At 62.4% G+C, this 23,993-nt stretch carries 21 protein-coding genes and 1 pseudogene; 13 read left to right on the forward strand and 9 right to left on the reverse strand.

From position 1 onward, the window contains the following. Positions 1-6 precede the first annotated feature (6 nt). Positions 7-1,227, reverse strand: coding sequence for an efflux RND transporter periplasmic adaptor subunit (locus tag ASG67_RS03055; protein WP_235535021.1), 1,221 nt, complete (start codon positions 1,225-1,227; stop codon positions 7-9). Between the two features lie 152 nt (positions 1,228-1,379). Here ASG67_RS03055 and rpiA point away from each other — a divergent pair, with 152 nt between their 5' ends. The 7 genes from rpiA (at position 1,380) to ASG67_RS03090 (ending at position 10,896) form a co-directional block, all read left to right on the forward strand. Continuing rightward, entirely contained in the window at positions 1,380-2,069 is a 690-nt protein-coding gene (gene rpiA / locus ASG67_RS03060; protein WP_056525034.1) for a ribose-5-phosphate isomerase RpiA, read from the forward strand. A gap of 69 nt (positions 2,070-2,138) precedes the next feature. Next, positions 2,139-4,244 (forward strand): transketolase, encoded by a 2,106-nt coding sequence (gene tkt, locus ASG67_RS03065; RefSeq protein WP_056525038.1) that lies wholly within the window; start codon positions 2,139-2,141, stop codon positions 4,242-4,244. Between the two features lie 5 nt (positions 4,245-4,249). Beyond that, positions 4,250-5,374 carry a transaldolase gene (tal, locus tag ASG67_RS03070; protein ID WP_056525041.1) on the forward strand — a complete coding sequence of 375 codons (1,125 nt, stop codon included), beginning with the start codon at positions 4,250-4,252 and terminating at the stop codon, positions 5,372-5,374. A gap of 28 nt (positions 5,375-5,402) precedes the next feature. Continuing rightward, positions 5,403-6,386 carry a phosphogluconate dehydrogenase (NAD(+)-dependent, decarboxylating) gene (gene gnd / locus ASG67_RS03075; protein ID WP_056525043.1) on the forward strand — a complete coding sequence of 328 codons (984 nt, stop codon included), beginning with the start codon at positions 5,403-5,405 and terminating at the stop codon, positions 6,384-6,386. Next, positions 6,383-7,189: a Cof-type HAD-IIB family hydrolase gene (locus ASG67_RS03080; RefSeq protein WP_056525046.1), complete on the forward strand. Its 807-nt coding sequence runs from the start codon at positions 6,383-6,385 to the stop codon at positions 7,187-7,189. Before gnd ends, ASG67_RS03080 begins: the two co-directional genes overlap by 4 nt. Then, positions 7,186-7,938, forward strand: coding sequence for an HAD-IIB family hydrolase (locus ASG67_RS03085; RefSeq protein WP_056525049.1), 753 nt, complete (start codon positions 7,186-7,188; stop codon positions 7,936-7,938). Before ASG67_RS03080 ends, ASG67_RS03085 begins: the two co-directional genes overlap by 4 nt. Positions 7,939-8,007: 69 nt before the next feature. Next, entirely contained in the window at positions 8,008-10,896 is a 2,889-nt protein-coding gene (locus ASG67_RS03090) for a PAS domain-containing protein (RefSeq protein WP_056525053.1), read from the forward strand. A 181-nt stretch (positions 10,897-11,077) separates the two neighbouring features. Here ASG67_RS03090 and ASG67_RS03095 read toward each other — a convergent pair whose 3' ends face one another. From ASG67_RS03095 to ASG67_RS03105, 3 genes are all read right to left on the reverse strand, one after another. Beyond that, entirely contained in the window at positions 11,078-12,358 is a 1,281-nt protein-coding gene (locus tag ASG67_RS03095; RefSeq protein WP_056525056.1) for a dicarboxylate/amino acid:cation symporter, read from the reverse strand. Positions 12,359-12,617: 259 nt separating this feature from the next. After that, on the reverse strand, positions 12,618-14,969 hold the full coding sequence (locus ASG67_RS03100; RefSeq protein ID WP_056525059.1) for a putative bifunctional diguanylate cyclase/phosphodiesterase: 2,352 nt from the start codon (positions 14,967-14,969) through the stop codon (positions 12,618-12,620). A gap of 75 nt (positions 14,970-15,044) precedes the next feature. After that, on the reverse strand, positions 15,045-16,793 hold the full coding sequence (locus ASG67_RS03105) for a fatty acyl-AMP ligase (RefSeq protein ID WP_056526390.1): 1,749 nt from the start codon (positions 16,791-16,793) through the stop codon (positions 15,045-15,047). A gap of 76 nt (positions 16,794-16,869) precedes the next feature. Between ASG67_RS03105 and ASG67_RS03110 the strand changes: the two genes are divergently transcribed. From ASG67_RS03110 to ASG67_RS19325, 4 genes and pseudogenes are all read left to right on the forward strand, one after another. Then, positions 16,870-17,442, forward strand: a complete 573-nt coding sequence (locus ASG67_RS03110; protein WP_056525061.1) for a regulatory protein RecX — start codon at positions 16,870-16,872, stop codon at positions 17,440-17,442. A gap of 23 nt (positions 17,443-17,465) precedes the next feature. After that, a complete protein-coding gene (locus tag ASG67_RS03115; RefSeq protein ID WP_056525064.1) occupies positions 17,466-18,029 on the forward strand; it encodes a cold-shock protein in 564 nt (187 codons plus the stop codon). A gap of 225 nt (positions 18,030-18,254) precedes the next feature. Then, complete coding sequence (locus ASG67_RS03120; RefSeq protein WP_056525067.1) at positions 18,255-18,650, forward strand: NADH:ubiquinone oxidoreductase subunit NDUFA12; 396 nt, start codon at positions 18,255-18,257, stop codon at positions 18,648-18,650. A 194-nt stretch (positions 18,651-18,844) separates the two neighbouring features. Continuing rightward, positions 18,845-19,078, forward strand: a pseudogene (locus ASG67_RS19325) (DUF2155 domain-containing protein); the annotation flags it as partial. A gap of 35 nt (positions 19,079-19,113) precedes the next feature. On the opposite strand, the gene aat reads toward ASG67_RS19325, so the two are convergent. The 5 genes from aat to ASG67_RS03150 form a co-directional block, all read right to left on the reverse strand. Next, the gene (aat, locus tag ASG67_RS03130; protein ID WP_056525073.1) at positions 19,114-19,833 is read right to left on the reverse strand and encodes a leucyl/phenylalanyl-tRNA--protein transferase; all 720 of its coding nucleotides are present in this window, start codon (positions 19,831-19,833) and stop codon (positions 19,114-19,116) included. A gap of 102 nt (positions 19,834-19,935) precedes the next feature. Further along, positions 19,936-20,313 carry a hypothetical protein gene (locus tag ASG67_RS03135; RefSeq protein WP_321163523.1) on the reverse strand — a complete coding sequence of 126 codons (378 nt, stop codon included), beginning with the start codon at positions 20,311-20,313 and terminating at the stop codon, positions 19,936-19,938. 57 nt (positions 20,314-20,370) lie between these two features. Beyond that, entirely contained in the window at positions 20,371-21,657 is a 1,287-nt protein-coding gene (locus ASG67_RS03140) for a type VI secretion protein ImpB (RefSeq protein WP_082543266.1), read from the reverse strand. 134 nt (positions 21,658-21,791) lie between these two features. Beyond that, on the reverse strand, positions 21,792-22,187 hold the full coding sequence (locus ASG67_RS03145) for a type II toxin-antitoxin system VapC family toxin (protein ID WP_056525081.1): 396 nt from the start codon (positions 22,185-22,187) through the stop codon (positions 21,792-21,794). After that, on the reverse strand, positions 22,184-22,453 hold the full coding sequence (locus ASG67_RS03150) for a type II toxin-antitoxin system VapB family antitoxin (RefSeq protein WP_056525084.1): 270 nt from the start codon (positions 22,451-22,453) through the stop codon (positions 22,184-22,186). The genes ASG67_RS03145 and ASG67_RS03150 overlap by 4 nt, the downstream gene beginning before the upstream one ends. 100 nt (positions 22,454-22,553) lie before the next feature. Here ASG67_RS03150 and ASG67_RS03155 point away from each other — a divergent pair, with 100 nt between their 5' ends. Together ASG67_RS03155 and ASG67_RS03160 are read left to right on the forward strand one after the other, a co-directional pair. Then, positions 22,554-23,522, forward strand: coding sequence for a cysteine synthase A (locus ASG67_RS03155; protein WP_056526393.1), 969 nt, complete (start codon positions 22,554-22,556; stop codon positions 23,520-23,522). Between the two features lie 48 nt (positions 23,523-23,570). Continuing rightward, a complete protein-coding gene (locus ASG67_RS03160; RefSeq protein WP_056526396.1) occupies positions 23,571-23,870 on the forward strand; it encodes a hypothetical protein in 300 nt (99 codons plus the stop codon). The last annotated feature ends 123 nt before the right edge of the window (positions 23,871-23,993 follow it).

Genomic DNA, 23,993 nt, shown 5'->3' on the forward strand with positions numbered 1-23,993 from the left:
AGGGCGTCAGCCGGCCTTCTGCTTGGATTGGCCGGTCTGGCCTTGGCCGTCCTTGCCCTCCTGCGGCGCTTCTACGCGCTGCGGTGTGTTTGCCGGCACCGGTTTCACGGACTGGCCTGGGCGCAGCTTGCTAAGGCCCTGCACGATGATTCGATCGCCCGGGTTCAGGCCCTGCGTGACGACCCAGTATTCGCCCTGAGTACGTTCCGCCGTCACTTTCTTCTGCGTCGCCTTATTGTCTGGGCCGACCATGATGACGGTGGCATTACCCTGCGGATCGCGACTGACGCCCTGTTGCGGAACAAGGAACGCGCGCTGGTTGATCGCCTGCGCGAACCGGGCGCGGACAAACATGCCGGGGAGGAGGATGCCTTGCGCATTTGGAAATCGAGCACGCAAGGTTGTCGTGCCGGTGGTCGGATCGACCAGCGCTTCGGCGAACTCGATCGTCCCGGTCTGTCCATAATCGCTGCCGTCGGGCAGCGTCAGTCGGACACGCGCGGCGGTTGACACTATCCCTTGCGAAGCCAGGCTGCGGCGTAGCGACAACAGAGCATCGGCTGACTGCTGGATATCGACAAACATCGGATCAAGCCGCTGAATTTGCGCCAGCGGATCGGTCTGCGTCGCCGAAACCAACGCGCCGACGGTGAATAGCGACCGACCGATGCGGCCCGAAATCGGCGCCGGCACGGTCGTGAAGCGGAGATTTATCCGCGCCGTTTCCAATGCCGCCCGCGTTTGTGCAACCGATGCGCTTGCCTGCCGCGCCTGCGCGACGGCGTTAGTATAGTCTTGTTTGGAGATTGCCTCGATCTCCGCCAGTGGGCGATATCGTTCGGCGAGGATGCGTGTCGCTTCGCGATTTGCCTGCGCACTGGCCAGGTTGGCTTTCGCCTCATCAGCGGCAGCTCGATACAGGCGCGGATCGATTTCGTAGAGCGGCTGTCCCTGCCGAACTAGGGTACCTTCAGTAAAGAAACGTCGGCGGATCAGGCCCGTTACCTGCGGCCGGACATCCGAACTTTCGAAAGCGGTGGTGCGGCCCGCCAGCTCGGTGACCAGTGCCGCCTCGGTTGGCTGCACCACTACGAACCCGACTTGCGGCGTTCCCTGTCCTGGCTGGCTGCCCCCCTTGCCCTGGCCCTTTTTCGCAGAATCACCTCCGCCACAGGCAGCGAGTGCCAAGGCCAGGCCGATTGCGATGCACGCGGTACCGTGCCGCACTTCCGATGATTGCAAGATGATCGTACCTGTCTGGCTGCCGGATTTCCGCCCGGAACGGGCGTCAAATGCTTGAGCCGGCAATTAGTTGCCTGCTTCGTGCGATTTTGCCTGGTCACGGGACACGGATCAAGGGGTGGCGGGTTACTGCGATCATGAACGATAAATCGCGATCGATCGACGAAGACAAACAATTGGCAGCGGACGCTGCGGTGGCCGAAGTCCAAGAGGGAATGCTGATCGGGCTGGGTACCGGCTCCACGGCTGCTTATGCGATCCGGGCGATCGGCCGCGCCGGTATAGCAATCGAGGCGGTCGCGACGTCGGAGGCAAGCGCGAACTTGGCCCGGGAGGTTGGGATCAAGATAATACATTTCTCCCGGGTCGAACGGGTCGATCTGACCATCGACGGCGCCGATGAAATTGACGAGGGGCTTCGCGCCATCAAGGGAGCGGGCGGCGCAATGCTGCGCGAAAAAATTGTCGCAGCAGCGAGCGATCGGATGGTCGTGATCGCTGATCGCTCCAAGCGGGTCGAGACGATCGGCGTCGCGAAACTGCCCGTCGAGATTGTACCGTTCGCTACCGCTTATGTCTCGGCCGCGCTGCGCCCGATGTTCGACGCCGTTGACCTGCGCGATGGGGGTAGAGTCCTGACCGATAGCGGCAATGTCGTGCTGGACTGCATGAATTCGCATTCGGACGACTGGGACAGGCTGGCTGGCTGGCTTTCCACGGTGCCCGGCGTCGTCGGTCATGGTCTGTTCCTGTCGGAGGTCGATGCCGCCTATATTGCATCCGGAGGAATCGTTACGCGGCTGGAACGGCGACTAACAAGTGGCTAGGGGCTTCCCCATCTCGCAACCGACCGAAGGTACGCGCGTTCGGTCAACGACCATAACGAGGCCCTCTTCATGTCCGATACTCTGACTGCCACCCCCGTGGATGCCCATCTTCATGAAGACGGCAGTCTAGAACGACTGGCGATCGACACAATCCGCACGTTGTCGATGGACGCGGTGCAGAAGGCAAATTCTGGTCATCCGGGCACGCCGATGGCGCTGGCTCCGGTGGGCTACACGCTGTGGTCTAAGTTTTTGCGATACGATCCGGCCCATGCCGACTGGCCGAACCGCGACCGCTTCGTGCTGTCCGTGGGTCATGCCAGTATGCTGCTATACAGCCTGATCCATCTCGCCGGCATCGAGGAGATCGACGCCGACGGGAACAAGACGGGCAACGAGGCGGTGAGCCTTCACGATATCGAGCAATTCCGGCAGTTGTCATCCAAGACGCCCGGTCATCCGGAATACCGCCACACGACGGGCGTGGAGACAACGACCGGTCCGCTCGGACAGGGTTGCGGCAACTCGGTCGGCATGGCGATCGCCGAGCGCTGGTTGGCGGCGCGGTACAACAAGGACGGCTTCCCGATCTTCGATCACGATGTCTATTCGCTGTGCGGCGATGGCGACATGATGGAGGGCGTCACTTCCGAGGCGGCGAGCATCGCCGGCCATTTAAAGCTGTCGAACCTCTGCTGGATTTACGACAGCAACCATATTTCGATCGAGGGCGGCACCGATCTGGCGTTCGACGAGGACGTTGGTCTGCGTTTCAAGGCATATGGCTGGAACGTCATCCATGTCGATGACGCCAACGACACGAATGCGTTGGCCAAGGCGATCGAGCAGTTCAAGGCGACAACCGATCGCCCGACATTCATCGTTGTCCATTCGGTCATCGGCTGGGGTAGCCCGAAGGCGGGCAGCGAGAAGGCACATGGCGAACCGTTGGGCGAAGAGAATATTCGCCTCACCAAGAGGGCTTATGGTTGGCCCGAGGACAAGAGCTTTTATGTGCCTGATGGCGTCGCCGAGGCGTTTCGACAAGCGCTGGAAAGCCGGTCGAAGTCACTGCGCGACGAGTGGGTGGCGATGACGGATCGTTATCGTCAGGCGCACCCCGACCTTGGCGCCGAACTCGATCTGCTGCTCAAGGACAAGCTACCAGAGGGATGGGATGCTGATATCCCCGTCTTCCCAGCCGATGCGAAGGGGCTGGCAAGCCGGGATTCCGGCGGCAAGGTGCTGAACGCGATCGCGGGCAAGGTGCCGTGGGTAATCGGCGGCTCCGCTGACCTCGCGCCCTCAACCAAGACCGACATCAAGGGTCAGCCTTCGTTCGAGGCGAATAATTACGGCGGTCGAAACTTCCACTTTGGCGTGCGCGAGCATGGCATGGGCGCTGTCGTGAACGGCATGGCGCTATCGCATCTGCGTTCTTACGGTTCGACCTTCCTGGTATTCGCGGATTACATGCGTGCGCCGATCCGGCTGTCAGCGATCATGGAGCTTGGCGATGTCTGGGTCTTCACCCACGACTCGATCGGTGTCGGCGAGGACGGTCCGACCCATCAGCCGATCGAGCACATGGCGACGCTGCGTGCGATCCCAGGTCTCGATACGATCCGGCCGGGCGATGCGAACGAGGTCGCTTGGGCATGGCGGGCGGCACTGGAAAAGGCCGATCGGCCGACCGCGCTGATCCTGTCGCGTCAGGCGTTGCCAACCCTCGATCGTGAAAAATACGCATCGGCCGAAGGCGTGATAAAGGGTGGTTACGTCTTGGCTGATTGCGATGGCGAACCCGAGGTTGTGCTGATCGGCACGGGCAGCGAATTGTCGCTGGTGGTCGATGCCTATGAAAAGCTGACCGCCGAGGGTGTTCGGGCACGCGTCGTGTCACTGCCGAGTTGGTTCCGGTTCGAATTGCAAGACAAGGGTTACCGGGACTCGGTGCTGCCGCCCGCGACCAAGGCGCGGCTGGCGGTCGAGATGGCCGGTTCGCTTGGCTGGGATCGTTATGTCGGCAGCTATGGTGACACGGTCACCATGTCGACGTTCGGTGCGTCCGCGCCACTCGCCAAGCTCGCGGACAAATTCGGGTTCACCGTCGACCATATCGTCGAAAAGGCGCGCGCGTTGATTGCCGATGCCGCCTCCACCGGTAAGGAATAATTGTTATGAGCAAGCTCTCCGATCTTTCCGCCACCGGTACGGCGGTGTGGCTCGACTTCGTCGATCGCAAGTTTCTCGAAGCCGGGGGCCTGAAGGCGCTGGTGGAGGAGGATGGCCTCACCGGCGTGACCTCCAATCCGTCGATCTTCGAAAAGGCGATGGGCCACGGTAATGCCTATGACGGCACGCTCGCCGCCTACGACAAGGAGCACCCCGAGGCTGCGACGATCGATCGTTACGAGCATCTAGCGATCGAGGACATCAAGGCGGCGGCAGAGACGCTGAAGCCCGTTTATGATCGGCTGGACGCTAAGGACGGCTATGTCAGCCTGGAGGTGTCGCCGTACATTGCCGACGACACCGATGCGACGATCGCGGAGGCCCGCAAACTTTGGGACGCAGTCGATCGGCCCAATCTGATGATCAAGATCCCCGGCACCCCCGCCGGTGGCCCGGCTATCGCAGCCACGATTACGGCCGGAATCAACGTCAATGTGACGCTGTTGTTCGCGCTCGATGCCTACAAGAAGGTCGCCGAAGCCTATACGATGGGTCTGGAGGAACGCGTTCGGCAGGGTCAGCCGATCGACCGGATCGCGTCGGTGGCTAGTTTCTTCGTCAGCCGGATCGATACGATGATCGACAAGCAGATCGATGAGCGCGTCGCAGATGCTGACGCGGAAGCAGAGGCGTTGAAGGCGGTACGCGGCAAGGTGGCGATCGCCAACGCCAAGCTAGCCTACGCGTGGTACGAGGAATTCGTCGCATCCGACCGTTGGCAGGCACTGGTCGCGAAGGGTGCGCAACCACAGCGGCTGCTCTGGGCATCGACAGGGGTGAAGGACCCCGCCTATCCCGACACGCTGTACATCGACACGCTGATCGGTCCCGACACCGTCAACACGATGCCGCCGAAGACGATGGATGCGTTTCGCGATCATGGTACCGTGGCAACTACCCTGACGGAGAAGGTGGACGAGGCCCAACACGTGCTGGCCGAAGCGGAACGTCTGGGTCTGAACCTAAACGACGTGACCGACACACTGGTCACGGAGGGCGTGGCATCGTTCGCGAAGGCGTTCGACGACCTGCTCAGCTCGATCGCGAAGAAGCAGCCGCCAACCGTCTGATCCACTCCCCCGATACCAGGAAAACAGCATGAAGATCGGAATGATCGGCCTCGGCCGAATGGGTGGCAACATGGCCCGGCGTCTGATGGCCGGTGGTCACCAGATCGTAGCCTTCGACCGCAATGCCGATGCGGTGAAAGCGCTGGCCGATGACGGCGCCGAACCCGCCACATCGTTGGATGATCTGCGCAGCAATCTGGACAGTCCGGCGATCTGGTGGGTGATGCTGCCTGCCGGCGAAATTACCGAAGCCACGATCGAGACGATCGGCGCCGGGGCGCAAGCCGGCGATATCGTGATCGATGGCGGCAACAGCTTCTATAAGGATGATATCCGCCGCGCAAAGGCGCTGGCGGAAAAGGGCCTTCACTATGTCGATGTCGGCACGTCCGGCGGCGTGTGGGGACGCGAGCGCGGATATTGCATGATGATCGGCGGTGACAAGGAAACGGTCGATCTGCTCGACCCGATCTTCGATACGCTTGCGCCGGGCACGGGCGACATCGTCAAGACCCCTGGCCGCGACCCGGACAAGGTCGATTCGCGGGCCGAGCGCGGATACATCCATGCCGGCCCGGCGGGGTCGGGCCATTTCGTGAAGATGATCCACAACGGCATCGAGTACGGCCTGATGCAGGCCTATGCCGAGGGCTTCGATATCCTGAAATCGAAAAACACCGACAAGATCGCTGAGGATCAGCGGTTCGACCTGAACCTTACTGACATCGCCGAGGTCTGGCGGCGGGGAAGCGTGATCTCGTCCTGGCTGCTCGATCTGACGGCGATCGCACTGGCCAAGGACGAGATGTTGGAGGAGTTTTCCGGCAGCGTCGCGGATTCGGGTGAAGGTCAGTGGACGATCGACGCGGCGATGGAACAAAAGGTACCGGCCAACGTGCTGACCGCATCGTTGTTTGCCCGTTATCGCAGCCGCATCGATCACACTTATGGTGACAAGGTGCTGTCGGCGATGCGTTATGGGTTTGGCGGGCACGTGGAAATCCCACAGTGACCCCACGCCTCGTGGTGTCCGATGTCGACGGTACGCTGGTCGACAAGGACAAGCAGCTGACAACCGGCACGATTGCCGCCGTCGCCCGGTTGCGGGCGGCGGATGTCGGTTTCACGATCATCTCCGCCCGGCCGAAATCCGGTGTCATGCCGATTGCCGACGCGCTGGGCCTCGACGAGCCGATCGGCGCGTTCAATGGCGGCATCGTCTTTCGGCGGTCGGGAGAGGTGCTGGAGCATCACCGGATCGACCCAACACTGGCGCGGGATGTTTGGGCAATGGTCGGTGATGCAGCGGTGGATCGATGGGTCTTCGCGGACGATCGCTGGTATGCTTCAACAGATCAAGGCGTGCATGTCGAACACGAGCGGGTGGCCTCGAACCAACAGCCTATCGTGACCACCGATTTTGACGCGCTGCTGGACCGGGCCGACAAGATCACATTCGTCAGTGACGATCCGGCCCTGCTCGGCGGTCTTCACGATCGGGCAAAGCAATGGGGTGACCGGGCCACCATCGTGCAGAGCCAGACCTATTATCTGGACGTGACGGCGGTAGAGGCGAACAAGGGTGTCGGCATCGAGGAACTGGCGGCGTCGTTCGGCGTCTCGCTGGACGATACCGTCGCGATCGGCGATCAGGCGAACGATGTCGCGATGCTGGTACGCGCCGGCCTTTCGATCGCCATGGGGAACGCACCCGACGCGGTGAAAGCCAAGGCCGATCTGGTCACGCTGGCGAACGATGCCGATGGCGTTGCGCACGCCATCGATCACATGATTCTGAAAAGGGATACGGAATGAAGCAGCTCGTCGCATTCGATCTGGATGGCACGCTGGCCGAAAGCAAGCAGCCATTGGGTGAGCCCATGGGCGAGGCGCTGGCCGATCTGCTGGGCGTTGCGCACGTCGCAGTCATTTCGGGCGGCGACTGGCCGCAGTTCCAGAAGCAGGTCGCCAGCCGCCTGCCGGACCGGGCCGATCGATCGAAGCTGTGGCTGATGCCCACGACCGGCACGAAGCTCTACACGCATCACGATGGCGACTGGTCGCCAGTCTATGCCGAGCTGTTCGACGACGAGACGAAAGCCAACATCCTGACTGCCTTTGACGCAGCGCTCGAAGCAACGGGTTTTGTGCCTGAACAGACTTGGGGCGAACGGATCGAGGACCGCGGCAGCCAGATCACTTTTTCGGCACTGGGGCAGGAAGCACCGCTTCATGCCAAGGAAAGTTGGGACCCCGATTTTGCCAAGCGCAAGGTAATCCAGGCCGACTTACGCCAGCGGTTGCCGGGGCTGTCAATAAACATGGGCGGCGCAACCTCGATCGACATCACCCGCGAAGGGGTCGACAAGGCATATGGTCTGAAGAAACTACGCGATGCCAGCGGCATTCCGCTGGATGCGATGATGTTTATCGGCGATGCCATTTTCCCTGGCGGCAACGATTATCCGGCCAAGGAACTGGGGCTGGATACGGTGCGCGTGCGTGACCCGGAAGAGACACTCAGTGTTATTGCAGCCATCGTGGCGTGCCAGCACGGGAACTGAGGACCGCCGTTTGCGTCTGCCCTGATGCGGCAAACGCCAGCCGTGGCAGCGCACAGGATCAGCGGCCCAATGCAGCATTCCCTTTCGTCCGGTGACGCCTTGTCACCGGACATCTATCGCCAGTTGTTCGACGCGGTCGATGCCGGGTTCTGCATTATCGAGATGATATTCGCCGGTGACCGGCCAAGCGATTATCGGTTTCTTGCGGTCAACCGCGCCTTTGAGCAGCAGACGGGGCTGTTCAATCCGGTGGGTCGCACGGCAAGCGAGTTAGTACCGGCGCTGGAGCAGCACTGGTTTGACGTATATGGCCGGGTCGCCCTGACCGGCCAGCCCGAACAATTCGAGAACGGATCGGCCGCAATGGGGCGATGGTTCGACGTTCATGCCCTGCGCGTCGGCGATGTGGGCGCGCGACAGGTCGCAATTCTGTTCTCGGACATAACCGAGCGTCGGCGCAGTGCGGAGGACGCACGCGAAAGCGACGAGCGCCTGCAATATGCGCTTTCGGCAGGCAAGGGCATCGGCACCTGGGATTGGGACGTACCCGCCGATCTGGTTCGCGCGGATAGCCGTTTCGCAACGTTGTACGGAGTAGATTCGGCTGTTGCTGCGCGGGGCGCCCCGTTGGCCTCGTTCTTTGCCGGTATTCATCCCAGCGACCGACCGGCGACGCAGGACAAGATCGCGATCGCTCTGGCGAGCGGCGATACCTTCACCGCGGAATATCGATTGGTGCAACCTGACGGCTCAGTGCGCTGGGTTGCGGCGCAGGGGCGCTGTCGGATGGATGACGAGGGGAGGCCACTCCGGTTTCCCGGTGTGAGTTTCGACATCACCGACCAGAAGATGGCCGCGATTCGTCAGGCGGCGTTGCTCGAACTGAGCGACCGGATCGCCGATTTGAGCGATGTGGGTGATATTGCCTATGTCGCGTCGGAGATATTGGGGCGCACGCTCGACGTCAGCCGGGCCGGTTACGGCGTGATTGACCAGATCGCTGAAACCATCACGATAGAGCGTGACTGGAACGCACCGGGTGTACAGAGCATTTCTGGCACGCTGAAATTCCGGGACCACGGATCGTATATCGACGATTTGAAAGCAGGCCGAACAGTCGCGATTGCTGATGTCGAGGGCGACGCCAGGACGGTTGATACCGCGGATGTACTGAGAGCGATCGATGCCGCGTCGTTCGTCAACATGCCATTGCTCGAACAAGGACAGTTCGTGGCGCTTGTGTTCGTCAACAACGGGCGCCCGCGCCCGTATGGCGACTATGACATTGCGCTGATGAGGGAATTCGCCGTTCGGGTGCGGGCCGCGACCGAGCGGGTCCGGGCCGAGCAGGCGCGGCGCGAGAGTGAGGAAGAGTTTCGCGTCTTTACGCAAGCGGTGCCGAACCAGATATGGGCGGCGCGCACCGATGGTGCCTTTTATTGGTTCAACGATCAGGCTTATGTCTACACCAGCGCCCCAACTGGATCGCTGGTCGGTTTAGATGCTTGGCGCGCCGTCATTCATCCCGAAGACCTGAGCAGTGCCGAAGCCTCATGGGCGGCCGCGCGACTGGCTGGTACGGTGTATGAGAACGAATTCCGCATGCGTCGTGCGGATGGGACGTATCGATGGTTCGTCGCACGCGGCGAACCGGTACGCAGCGACAATGGTGAATTGATTCGCTGGATCGGTTCCAACACCGATGTCGACGATTACCGCTGCGCGGCGGCCGATCTGGAAGCATTGAACGCAACGCTGGAGGAGCAGGTATCGGCGCGTACCGCCGAGTTGATGCGGACCGAAGAGGCGCTGCGTCAAAGCCAGAAGATGGAGGCCGTCGGCCAATTGACGGGCGGTATCGCCCATGATTTCAATAATCTCCTGACGGGCATCTCCGGCAGTTTGGAACTGCTGGGCGTCCGGATCGCCCAAGGGCGATACGCCGATGTCGAGCGATATTCGCTGGCTGCGCAGGGAGCGGCAAAGCGAGCAGCGGCACTGACGCACCGTCTACTTGCTTTTTCGCGGCGGCAGACGCTCGACCCGAAACCGACTGACATCAACCGGTTGGTTGCCGGAATGGAAGATCTCGTTCGCCGGACGGTCGGACCGGCTATCGAGGTTGAGGTCGTCGGGGCAGGGGGCCTGTGGTCGACGCTGGTCGATCCGCACCAGCTTGAAAACGCCCTGTTGAACTTGTGCATCAATGCACGTGACGCGATGCCGGACGGCGGCCGTCTGACGATCGAGACCGGCAACCGTTGGCTCGATGATCGGGGTGCGCGCGATCGCGATCTGGCTGCCGGCCAATATGTATCGCTTTGTGTGTCTGATACCGGCACCGGCATGACGCCCGATGTGATTGCCAAGGCGTTCGACCCCTTCTTCACGACTAAACCGCTCGGCGTCGGCACGGGCTTGGGTCTGTCGATGATTTATGGATTTGCGCGGCAATCCGGTGGCCAAGTCCGGATATATTCGGAACCGGGCGATGGGTCGCTGATATGCATCTATCTGCCTCGTCATTTTGGGGTGGCGGACGAAGGAGAGGTGCAACCCGATCTGGCTGATGCGCCACGTGCGCGCGCCGGCGAGACGGTGCTGGTGGTTGACGATGAACCCACCGTGCGCATGCTTGTCATCGAGGTGCTGGAAGAGCTTGGCTATGCGGCGATCGAGGCCGCCGATGGTGCCGCTGGCCTGAAGATACTGCAATCCGACCGGCGCATCGATCTGCTCGTAACCGACGTCGGTTTGCCCGGCGGCATGAACGGTCGGCAGATGGCGGATGCGGCGCGTGTCGGTCGACCGAAGCTAAAGATCCTCTTCATCACGGGTTATGCGGAGAATGCGGTGATCGGCAACGGATTGCTCGATACCGGGATGCATATCATGACGAAGCCATTCGCAATGGAGGCGCTTGCCGGACGTATCAAAGAACTAATTGAGGGAGCTTAACCCGACCTCAGCGCCCAATTGTGGTGCCCAGGAAGCTCCGATGTTTGACCGTTGATCAGTTGAAGCAAGGACCCAGCAAGAGGCGGCAATAATCACCCGGATCGGTCAGGTCGTATGTGCCGAGGTGTTAGCCACGCCATCAGGCGTTGGCTGGTTTATGTTCCGTAATTTAGCACGACCTTCAGGCGGACGGGACGAGCGCAGGATCGACCAGGCTAATGTTTTCAAGCATGCCCTGACGCTTGGCGACGATCGTCGGAATCAGCGCCTGACCCGCCACGTTCACGGCGGTGCGGCCCATGTCGAGGATCGGATCGATCGCTAGCAATAAGCCCGCGCCTTCAAGCGGCAATCCAAGAGTTGACAGCGTGAGCGTCAGCATGACCAGCGCGCCAGTCAGGCCTGCTGTGGCGGCCGAGCCGACCACCGATACGATAACGATAAGCAGGAAGTCCGACGCGTGCAGCGTAATGCCGTAATATTGCGCCACGAACAGCGCGGCGACGGCGGGATATATCGCAGCGCATCCATCCATCTTCGTCGTCGCGGCGAAAGGGACGGCAAAAGCGGCATAGCTTTTCGGCACGCCGATCCGCTCGACGGCCGCTTCGGTGACGGGCAGCGTGGCGATCGACGATCGCGAGACGAACCCCAGTTGAATCGCGGGCCATGCCGCCGAGAAAAAGCCGCGTACCGAAAGTCCGTTCAGCTTCAACAACGTTGGATACACGACCAGCAGGACCAGTCCCAGTCCGATATAGACGGCACCCGCAAACGCACCCAGCGCCGACAGCGACTGCCAGCCATATTGGACGACCGCGTGACCCAGCAGACCAGCAGTACCGATCGGCGTTAGTCTGACGACCCATCGCAATATCTGCCGAAAAATCGCCAGTGCCGAAGCATTGAAGATCAGAAATGCCTCACCCGCGCTGCCGATGCGCACTGCCGCCACGCCTAGCGCGATCGCCACGACGATGATCTGAAGGATATTAAACGACAGCGTGGTGCTGGCCGCTCCATCCGTGATTTTGGTCGATGCGGCCAGACCCAGCATGTTCGATGGCACCAACCCGCGCAGGAAATCGAGCCACGATCCCGTCGTCGCCGGCCGCACCGCCGCCGCGACATCGACGCCGGTCTGTACGCCGGGCTGGATCAGCATGCCGAGTGCCAGGCCGATGCTGACCGCGATCAACGCGCTGATCGCAAACCAGATAAGCGTACTCCCGACCAGTCGCGCCGCGTTGCCGACGTCACGCAGCGCCGCGATCGACGCGACGATGGCGGTGAAGACCAGCGGGACGACCAGTGCCCTGAGTAATTGGACGAACGTCTCGCCGACAATCCTCAACGTCTCCGCCAGCGCGCTCGTTTCCCCAACCGATCGCGCCCAGAAGCCGAGAATGAGGCCGATGGCCATACCCAGGAAAACTTGGGCGCTGAACGAGATACGGGTCATGCTCACCGACGTGGCGTAGCTACCGCAAGTTTTCCAGCAACGATTATTATGTGGCGGGATAGCACCGCGACGACTGTCGCAATGCCGTGAGAACGCAGCGGCCCAGCATCGTCCTCAATCGATCACCTAACGGCTCCGTCGGTTCGATCACAAACCATGATTCTGTTGGCCATGTGTGTCGGCTTTTTTATCGACTTTAATCAGGCTGCCGCCGCTTACAATCACGCCCTCGGCATTGTCTTCTGAGCATGAACGATTGTCACGCTGCGTGCGAGTTGTAACGTTTTTGCACTAAAATGCGCGCTTCCGCGACCGGGAGCGGCCTGCTGAAATAATATCCCTGAACCTTGGTGCATCCGAAACCCTGGACCATGCGATGCTCGGCTTCGGTCTCCACGCCCTCGGCGGTGGTCGCCATGCCGAGGCTGTCGGCCAAGGCCACCACGGCTCGAATGATCGCCACCGCCTCGCGCTCGCCGCGTGACGCATTCTGCACGAAGCTGCGATCGATCTTGATCGTCGAAAACCGGGTCCGCGACAGATAGCCAAGCGACGAATAGCCCGTGCCAAAATCGTCGAGCGACAATCGCACGCCTAGGTCAAGCACGCGCTCGAGTACCTTCGTGGCACCCAGCCCCTCGTGCATGAACACGCTCTCGGTTACCTCCAGCTCCAGCCGCTCCGGCGACAGTCCGGAATTGGCCAGCGCCGACGCCACCGTGGTCACGAAATGCGGATTCTGCAGCTGATCGGGTGATACATTGACCGCGATGCGGACATGGCCCGGCCACCGCGCCGCTTCCAGACAGGCGGTGCGCAACACCCACGCGCCGATCGGCGCGATCAGTCGCGCCTCCTCGGCCAGCGGGATGAACTTCACGGGCGATACCGCGCCGAATTCTTTGCTCTGCCAGCGTAGCAATGCTTCGAAACCGCTCAGATTGCCCGTCTCGGCATCGACCACCGGTTGATAGGCAATATGCATCTCGCCCTTTTCCAAGGCCTGGCGCAGCGCCATTTCGAGCAGCCGCCGCTCTTCGGCCTGGGCATGCAACTGCGGCTCATAGGCATGGACGACGCCGCCGCCCGCATCCTTGGATCGATAGAGCGCCAGATCGGCCGACCGGATCAGCGTCTCGGCATCTTCGCCATCGCGCGGCCCGATCGCGACACCGATCGAGGCGCCGATGTAGAATGTCTGCTGATCGACCTCATAGGGTCGCGAAAGGGTATCGATGATCCGTTGCGCGGTATGCAGCAGGGCGTCTTCGTCCTTCACGTCCGGCACCACCACCGCGAATTCATCGCCGCCCAACCGGCCACACAGCGTGCCGCTCTCCATCATCTGCGCGAGGCGTTCGGATACCCGGCTCAGCACGCGATCGCCGATCTGATGGCCCAGTGTGTCGTTGACCGCCTTGAACCGATCGAGATCGATCATCATGAAGGCGCAACGGCCGCCCCATTTTTCCGCCTCGGCCATCGCCCGGCCCAGCGTTTCGTTGATGAGCAACCGGTTCGGCAGGCCGGTCAACGCATCATACCGCGCCATGCGGTTGATCTTGTCCGCCGAGGCTCGCTGTTCGGTGATGTCGGAGCCGACGCCGCGAAACCCCGCAAAGACACCGCGCTCATCATGGCGTGGTGCGGCGGCCAGTTCCCACCAGCGTTCTTCGCCCCTGACATATACCGGCAGTCGCAGATCGCGAAATCCTTCGCGCCCGTTCAACCGGGCGGCCAATTCGTGCAGGCCGTTGGCGAATTGCCCGTTATCCCAGTTCGGGCCCGCCAATACCTGCAACAGGGGCATGCCATTGATCGTCACCGGATCGAGCCCGCAGGCGACCGCGAATCGGGGACTGGCCTTCACCACCCGCCGGCCCTTGTCGGTTTCCCACAGCCAGTCGGCGCCGGCTTCCTCGAACTCCCGAAGCAACAGGCTGACCGTCTCGTCCCGTTCGCCCAGCGCGATCTCGGCCGTTCGCAACGCCACCAATCCGCGCGCCCGGCTGATACAGATGGCGACCAGCAATATGCAGAAGACCGAAAATCCAGCCGACGCTGCGAAGTTATGCTCGAACGCCAGCCGGCCGATCAGCGCAAACCCCAGCACCAGCAGAAAGCCCAGCGTCGCCAACACCAACGGCGCCATCGTGAAGGCGGCGGCGGTCATCATGATGGCCATGATGATGCCCAGACCGGCATCCACCCCCGGCGTGGTCTGTGGGCAAAATACGATCGGCACGACCGACCAGATGAAACCGAGCGCCAACCCCTCCAGTCCCGTATTGCGGACATCGGCGAGGCTGGCATAGCCGTTCTGGCGATGGCTGGTGGAATGGCGTCGATGCGCGACGACGCCCGCGATCGTCAGCGTGATCGCTGCCCACAAACTCAATTGCCATGTCGCGATCCAGGGGCGCAGCAGCCATAGCGTGCCGATGGCACCGGCGATATTCGCCGCCAGCATAAAAAGCGCAAGCCGACGACCTGCAAATAGCTGTGTCGCGCGTATCCTGCCCCATTCGGCCGTTCCCGCACGCTCACGCAGGGCCAGCAAATCGCTGATACCCGCCGGCGGAGGTGTGACAGAGGGGTGGTCGTCGTTCACCCGACTGATACTAACGCTAGATAGTTAGCAGCAGGTTTCCATAAGATCGCAATATCGGCGGTGCTGATTGAACGATCAGGCGGCGATATCGTAAGGCTTTATCTCGCCTGCCAAATACAGGTTGCGCGCCTTAGCCCGGGACAGTTTGCCCGACGACGTGCGGGGCAGGGTGCGCGGCGGGATCAACTCGATCACGCAGTTCATGCCCGTCACGGAACGCACCCGCTCGCGAATCGCATCGCGCAGTCGCGTGCGCTCGCCATCGTCCGAACTGCGACACTGAACGAGAACGGCGGGCGTCTCTTCACCGCCGGGGGTCGTGATCGCGAAAGCGGCGATGTCGCCAGCTTTGAAGCCTGGGAGCTGTTCGACCGCCCACTCGATGTCCTGCGGCCAGTGATTGCGGCCGTTGACGATGATCATGTCCTTGGCGCGGCCGACGATGTAGATATAGCCGTCCGACATATATCCCATGTCGCCGGTATCCAACCAGCCATCGACTAGGCAAGCATCCGTCGCCGCCTGATCGCGGAAATAGCCGACCATCACCGATGGGCCGCGGCACCAGACCTTGCCGATCGCCCGTTCGGGCAGCGGTGTGCCGTTTTCCTCGCGAACCGCGATCTCCATGTCACGCACCGGCTTGCCGCAGTTCACGATCGCGCGGAAGCGCTGCGGCCGGTCATCGTTGGCGTGCGCGCCCGACAATTCGGTTTCCTCAACCAGTTCGACGCGGATGCCCTCGCCCGGCGGCATGATCGACACCGCCAGCGTCGCTTCTGCTAAGCCATAGGAGGGCAGGAAGGCACTCGCCGGAAACCCGGCATCCGCAAACGCATCGACGAAGCTTTGCATCACATCCGGGCGGATCATGTCGGCGCCATTGCCCGCTATCCGCCAGCGCGACAGGTCGAACCGGTCGGACGCTTTGGTCTGCGACGAGATACGGCGAGCGCAGATATCGTACCCAAAGGTCGGCGAATAAGAGAGCGTGGTGCCCTTGTTACGGCTGATGAGGTCCAGCCATGCCAGCGGCCGTCGCGCGAAATCCTCGGTCTTCAGATAATCGGTCGATACCTGGTTGGCGACCGGTGACAGAAAGCAACCGACCAGACCCATGTCGTGATACCAGGGCAGCCACGATACGCAGCGGTCGCTGCCTTGCACCTTCATCCCATGGCTATGTGCGGCGAGATTGTTGAGGAGCGCCCGGTGGGTGATGGCGACGCCGTGCGGAAAGCGGGTCGAGCCGCTGGAATATTGAAGATATGCGATCTGATCGCCTTCGGCCTGTGGCAGGTCAACGGTGGGTGCCTCACGCTCGGCAAAGCTCGCCCAGTCGATACCCATCACGCCTGCTTGAACCGCGGCGTCGCCGGCCAGCGACGCCAGCTCTGGCGGATAGACCAGCATGCTGGGATCGCAACTGGCCAACTGCACGCGCAACTGATCGATGTACGAATCGCGTCCGCCGAACGAGGTCGGCAACGGCAGCGGCACCGGCCATGCACCGGCATAGACCACGCCGAAGAACAGTGCCGCGAACTCCGCCGATGTTTCGGCGACTAGCGCAATCCGATCCTGCGGCTTGATCCCGGCAGCGACCAGCCGCCGTGCCGCGGCCAGCGCGTCGTCGCGCAGCGTCGCATAGGCATAGGGCTGCGTCAGCGTACCGCGGGCATCGTGAAAATTCAGCCCGCGTGATCCTTGCGCAGCATAATCCAGTGCGTCACCGAGCGTCTCGAAATCGGCGAAACGGCGGGGAAGCTCGTCCTGGGTCGGCGTCGCGATCGGCGCGGCCTGGGATTGAGTTTCGGTCGTCATCGTCACAGGTGGTCCTTCGGAGCTGCGCAGGTGCGGCAATTGTCTCTTCCTTAGGCAGTGTGGCACAATAAAGGCGATGACAGGACGAACCCGAACCACACGCCAGATACCACCGCTCGATTCAGCCGCGTTGGAACGGCTGGCGCTGCGCTATGTGGAGCGGTTCGCGACCACGCGAGGCAAGCTGGCTGACTATCTCCGACGCAAGATTAGGGAGCGGGGATGGGACGGTCCCGCCGCCGATCCACAAGAGCTGGCTGAGCGGATGGTGACGCTGGGTTACGTAGATGACCGGGCGTTTGCGGAGGCGCGGGCCGTCTCGCTTACGCGGCGGGGCCTGGGGGTGGGGCGGGTGACCGCAGCGTTGCGTCAGGCGCGTGTCGGTGAGGCCGATGCAGCCGCCGTTCGTCCCGTAATGATACGGTCCACGGTGGACAGCGCGATGACGATGGCACGGAAGCGACGCTTCGGCCCCTTTGCCCTGACGGCGGCGGATCGTTCCCTGCAAGAGAGGCAGATAGCGGCGATGGTACGTGCGGGGCATTCATTCGGCCTGTCGCGACGTATCGTCACGACGGAGCCGGACGGCGTGGTCGATTTCGACGGCGTCATGCCGACAGAATATTGCGAGATCGATGAACCATGCTAGCAGGGACTGATCAGGGGTGACTTATGCCGTCGGAAACGCATGTGGCGCACACCGACAACGGTGCGGCGCCGGATGCCGTGCCGGTCGGTGGCGTAATCAAATGGTTCGACGTGACCCGCGGCTTCGGCTTCGCGGTCGCGGACGATGCCACGATGGGCGATATCCTCGTCCATTTCAGCGTGCTGCAACCGCATGGGCGGCGAAGCCTGCCCGAAGGGGCGCGGATCGAAACGATGTCGGTCGAACGTGGCCGGGGTTTTCAGGCGCGTGAAATCCTGACGATCGACCTGTCCGGCGCCGTCGAGGAAGCACCACCGCCACGCGCACGCGATCTGAAGGATCGTATCGATCCGGTTACGCTGATCGACACGGCGGGGCCGTTCGAAGCCGCCAGCGTCAAATGGTTCAATCGGTTGAAGGGCTATGGCTTTCTAGTCCGCGACAGCGATGGCAGCGACGTTTTCGTTCATATGGAAACGCTGAGGCGCGGTGGAATCGCCGAGGTCGAACCCGAACAGCGGCTGCGCGCGCGGATCGTATCGGGTCGCAAGGGGCCCCTGGCGGTGATGGTCGAGGCGAGCGGGTAAGCGCGATCAGCCCTTTTCTGCCAGCGGCTCGATGCTCACCAGTCGCCGCAATTCAACGATGAAACAGGCTGAAGTCCGGATCGTCCCGGCGATGATCTTCGTGCATTTCCTTCAGAAGGTGAGTCCGTGTGCGACATTTGGCCCGTGTCCGCCACAGCAGCAACGGGACGGGCCAAGTGAAGGTCGTTGTTGATGGGCGGCGATGGGCGCGTTAAGCGCTGTCGCATGGGTATCCTGACCTCGATCTTCACCTGGTGGAATGGCGCCACCATCGGCACGCGCTTCTATGGCCTGCGGGGCATGACCAGGGTCGGCGACGACGCGCTGGGCAATGTCTATTATCAGGGCGGCGCCGATACGGCGGGCCTGCCCCGCCGATGGGTCATCTATCTCGGCGCCAACGATGCCAGCCGCGTGCCACCGGACTGGTTCGCCTGGCTGCACCGTCAGGTCGACGAGATCCCCGATCGCTCACTGCCGCTCCAGCGCGCCTGGGAGAAGCCGGCGGTTGCCAATATGACCGGCACCGCGCTTGCCTATCGCCCTGCCGGCGCAATGGAGAAGGGTGGTAACCGCGCCGCTGCGACTGGCGACTACGAAGCCTGGACGCCGGAGGGATGATCCGCTGGCTCGCCGCGGCCGTGCTGGTCGTGGCGCTGGGGATTGGCGGCTGGTTCGGCTACCGCGCACTGCGGGCACCGATTACGCCGACGGCGAGCGTCGCTGTGCAACAGGACGTGCCAGAGGGAGCGCCCTCCGATATCGAAACGCTAGATACCGGCGCGACGCAGGCGGCGGTCGCTGGTGCCACGCCGATGGCAGACCGGATCGCGGTGCTGGGTCTGTTGAACAAGCGGAACGGCGAAAGCCGCGAACTGACGGTGAAGCCGGGTCACGCGGTCCGCGTCGGCGATGTCGTCGTCCGGCTGCGCGCCTGCGATCGGACCGCGCCATGGGAGGTCGATCAATTGACGGGCGCCTTCGTCCAGCTCAACGTCCGTGGTCCCGACCGCACGTGGCGTCGCGCCTTCTCCGGCTGGCTATTCAAGGAACGGCCGGCGTTAAACGTCGTTCAGCACTCGGTTTATGATGTCTGGACCAAAAGCTGCACGATGTCCTTCCCGACGACCGGACCTGATACCGAGACGTTGTCGGCAACACCGCGATCGAGCCGGCCGAAATCGCCCGAGGCCAGCACACCTGCCGCCGATGGCGAGCCATCTACGACGCCGGCCAACGCGTCGGACAACAGCCCCATATAATCCGCACGCGGCATTTCCATTGCGCCCAGCGATGCCAGATGCGGCGTCTGGAACTGACAATCGAGCAACGTGAAGCCGCCGGCGGTCAGCCGCGCCACCAGCCATGCCAGCGCCACCTTCGACGCATCGGTCGCGCGGCTGACCATGCTCTCGCCGAAGAACGCGCGGCCCAACGCCAAGCCATACAAGCCCCCGACCAACCGGTCCCCGTCCCAACATTCGATCGAGTGGGCATGGCCCATCGCGTGCAGGCGGACGAACACCTGTTCGATGCTGCCATTGATCCACGTGTCCGGACGGCCTTCGACACTTTCGGCACAAAGGCGCAGGACCCCGGCAAAGTCACGGTCGGCTGTCACCCGGAACCGGTCCGCAATCAACGTGCGCCGCAAGGTTCTCGATAGACGAAACCCTTCCAGTGGCAGGATCGCCCGCTGGCGTGGTTCAACCCAATAGACGCTGTCGGCATCGCGATGGTCGGCCATCGGGAAAACCCCGACCGAATAGGCGCCGAGCACCAGTTGCGGATCAAGAATATCCATGGTCGCCGATCACGGTGGCGCCATGGTGGGCTGGTGGCAAGTGACAAGAAAAAGGCCGGCGGATCACTCCGCCGGCCCGATGATGGTCGTGATCGGCAAGGATCAGGTGTGGCAGCTGAGCGCCTTCTTGCCGGGCTCGGTCAACGTCACGGCACTGTCGTCGCCGGTCAGCTTCCAGCCGCCGTCCGCGGTGTAGGGGTCGCCCTTTGCCGGGGCGGTCAGACGGGTAGGCTTGCCGGTTGCCGGGATGCGGACATTGACTTGCGTATCGCCTTGGAAAAAAGCGATGCCGATGACCGATCCGTCAGCGCAGCGGAACGTCTTGTCCGCACGAATGGCCGGCGGCAGCTCTACCGGCGCGGCGTTGGCGATCTGATTGGCCATTGGATCTGGGTTGGAATCAAGCACTTCAGGCGTTGACGGCTGCGAATTGCACGCAGTCAGGAGCGCGAGTGGCGCGGCGATGAGGAGGGTGTTCATCTTCATAGCGGAACAACGCTTTGCCGATCTGCTTCGGTGCGTCAAGCGACAGCCTGCCTACTCATGAAACTCCGCGACCTCTGGAATGCGGCCAAACGCGATGCGGGTGCCGATCCGGTCGAGCCGCCCGCCGTTCAACGGCCCGACCGACACGGCGTTGCGACCCCAGCGCTGGTTGATCCGGTCCATCGCCCGGCTGAGCGCCAGTCCCCGCGTCTCGCGCGCCAGCGGGTCGTTCGGGTCGAGAAAGGCAAACAACGACCCCTGTTCGGCGGCGACCGGCTCGATCTCGGCCAGCGTCACGCCGACTAGCCGCAACCGAAACCCGCCGGGTCGCAATGACGCGGCGGCGTGCAGACGGGGAAACAGCGCGTCCAAATGATTAAGTACGACGAAGCTGTCTTGCGTCGCAGGTAGCTTTATCGAGGTCCGCCAACTCGATTTGTCGTCTTCGAATCGGGCGTGGAGCATCAACAGCCGCGCGCGATAGCCCTTGCGGCGCAACCGGCTGGCGGCCTTCAGCGCGAGCCGCCGGGCAGTGAGCCGCGCCGGTTCGATACCGCGATGGCGCGGCGACAGGACATGACTATGCCCGACGTTGCGCGACCGGGTCGGTCGGTCGGGCAGGTCGACCCCGTGCAGCAGATACCAGAGGCGGTCGCCATCGGTACCGCCCCAGGCCGTACCGGCATCGCGCGGCCGCCGGTCACACAGTTGCCGGATATCGTTGACGCCGTCGCGGGCCAGCCTCCGCTCCATCTTTTCGCCGATGCCCGCGATGTCCCGCAGGCGGAGATCAAATAACGCATGCGGCAGATCGCCTTGTTCGAAGACGACCAGTCCATCGGGCTTGCGCAAATCCGACGCCAGCTTGGCCAGCAAGCGATTGGGGGCGATGCCGATCGAAGATGTCAGCCGCTCACCGACCCGCTCGGCGATGCCCGCCTTGATCCGGCCCGCCAGCGCCACCGCGGTGTCACGGCCGTTCTCATTGTCGAGCAGGCGGCAGGCAACCTCGTCGATCGAACAGACCCGAGTTATCGGGATATGCCGCTCGATCTCGGCAATGATCGCGTCGTGGAACTCGACATAGCGCTCGTGTCGCGCCGGCGTAACGATGACCTGCGGACATAATTCCTTCGCCCGCCAGACAGGCGTACCGGTGCCGATGCCGTATCGCTTGGCCTCGATCGACGCGGCGATAGCGACGGTCGTATCGGAGCCGACCGGCGCCACCAGTACCGGCCGCCCGCGCAAGGATGGCTGCAATTGCTGTTCGACGCTGGCAAAATAGGAATTGAGGTCGAGAAACAGCCACCGCAACGGGCGCGGCGGCATATTCATGGTATCACGCGCGGTGTCGCGAGCCGACGGACTGTCACCGATAGCGCTGACGGCGGTGGAAGGGTGAGTCGATAGATCCACGATTGCAGAACAATACAGGAACGTTCTGCGCGCGCCAGCGTATTCCTGCCGGCTCAGCAGATAGCGGCCATCACATCGGTATGCCTGAAGTCGTCGCTATTGAAGAGCAGTTGCTCTCCGCTTTCCTTCGCCAGCGCATAAGCCAGACAGTCCCCGAAATTCAGCCGAGCAGGGTGGCCCGCGCCGATACCGTACCGCCGATAGGCGGCATGTCCGATCCTTGCCTGTTCTTCCGTCGTCGGCTCGATCCGGATCGAAAACGCCGTCATCAACTCTTGGAGCGGCTCGAACAGGATGTCGCGTCGGCTCCGGGTAAGGACGGCGGCTAATTCGACCCAACTGCCTGCTGACATTCTGCAATTATCGGCTGTCATCAGAGCACGAACCAAAACGTCACTCTCCGGCTCGCCGATCAGGATCGCCATGACAGCGGATGAATCGACGATCATGATGCGGAAGAGCCATCATGGTCATAGATGGAATCCATGATTTGCTTCGACGTTTTGCCGCGCCAATCCGCCGGCATGTTCTGTTGGAACCGCTTCACGATCTCATTCGCCTGCCTGACCTTGTCGGCGACCAAAGCCTCGCGCTCGTGCCATTCGCGATCGATCGCGGCGCGGATCACCTCGGTCATCGACCGGCCGCTACCGATCGCCAGTTCCCGCGTCTTCCGAACGGTTTCCGCGTCCTTGATGTTAAACTGCGCGCCCATTTTCTACCTTTTCACCCGCCCTTTATACCGGCAGTCGCAGTTGCCCGCAACGAAGCCACTTTCGCTTGCCGGGCGCAGGGGCGGGGGCCATCTAGCGATGATGCATACTGCTCCCGACACGCTCTCACTCATCGGCCATACACCCCTTGTTCGTCTCAAAGGACCAAGCGAAGAGACTGGCTGCGATATTTTCGGCAAATGCGAATTCGCCAACCCGGGCGCCTCGATCAAAGACCGCGCGGCATTGTTCATCGTTGAGGATGCGGAGGCGCGGGGGACGCTCCAGGCGGGCGGCACGATCGTCGAAGGGACGGCGGGCAACACCGGCATCGGATTGGCACTGGTCGCCAATGCCAAGGGTTACAAGACGATCATCGTGATGCCCGAAACGCAAAGTCGCGAGAAGATGGACACGCTGCGCGCATTGGGTGCCGAACTGGTTCTGGTGCCGGCCGCGCCTTACGCCAGCCCATGCCATTTCGTGCACACCTCGCGCCGGATCGCGGAAGAAACCGCCGGCGCGATCTGGGCGAACCAGTTCGACAACATCGCCAATCGCCGTGCGCATATCGTCGGCACCGCTGAAGAGATCTGGGCGCAGATGGATGGTCGGATAGACGGCTTTACCTGCGCGGCCGGCACTGGCGGCACGATCGCAGGCGTCGGCATGGGGTTGAAGGCAAAGGACGAGGGCGTCGCGATCGCCCTGACCGACCCGCATGGCGCGGCGCTGTATGAATATTATGCTCATGGTGAATTGAAGTCCGAGGGGTCCTCGGTGGCCGAGGGCATCGGTCAGGGCCGGATCACCGCCAATCTGGAAGGTGCGCCGATCGACACGCAATTTCGGGTCGGCGATCAGGAGGGATATGATTGGGTCCGCCGCCTGCTCGACGAGGAAGGACTCTGCCTCGGTCTGTCATCAGGCATCAACGTCGCCGGCGCGGTTCGGCTGGCGCGGGCATTGGGGCCGGGCAAGCGAGTCGCAACGATCCTGTGCGACACAGGTTTTCGTTATCTATCGACGCTTCACGATCCGGCATGGCGCGCGCAAAAGGGATTGGCCTGAGGATCGGCTTGAGCGACGTACGCTATGTTGTTACATTCTGACGACGAGATGAAAGGCAAGCCCGACCCCTCGCAATCGCTCCAGCGCATCAAGGTCGGCATGATCGGCCTCGCCGTGGTGGTAATGCTGATCGCCTTGGCGAGCTCCGTGCTGCGTCTGGCGACCCATGAGCAGCCGGTGGGCGGTTCTGCTCAAGCCAATGTCGTGGCCGAAATGGCGGCAGGTAACGATATGTCGATGATGGGTTCCGGCGAACCGCTTGCGGAAATGGGCGCAGCGCCCAGCAGCGCAAACCCGGTGTCTGCGCCTGTCCCATCGCCCACGGCCGAGTCGACCACAGCGCCCTAACTGGGCATTTCTGCCCGCGACTCACTGAGGGCGTGAGGTTCTGATCGTTCTCCACCTTTGTTGTCTGTCCGATCTGATCTGTCAGCACGGCAACGCCCTGTCCCGCGAACGAACCGTCCGCTG

The sequence above is a fragment of the Sphingomonas sp. Leaf339 genome (assembly GCF_001426195.1).
Classification (GTDB): domain Bacteria; phylum Pseudomonadota; class Alphaproteobacteria; order Sphingomonadales; family Sphingomonadaceae; genus Sphingomonas.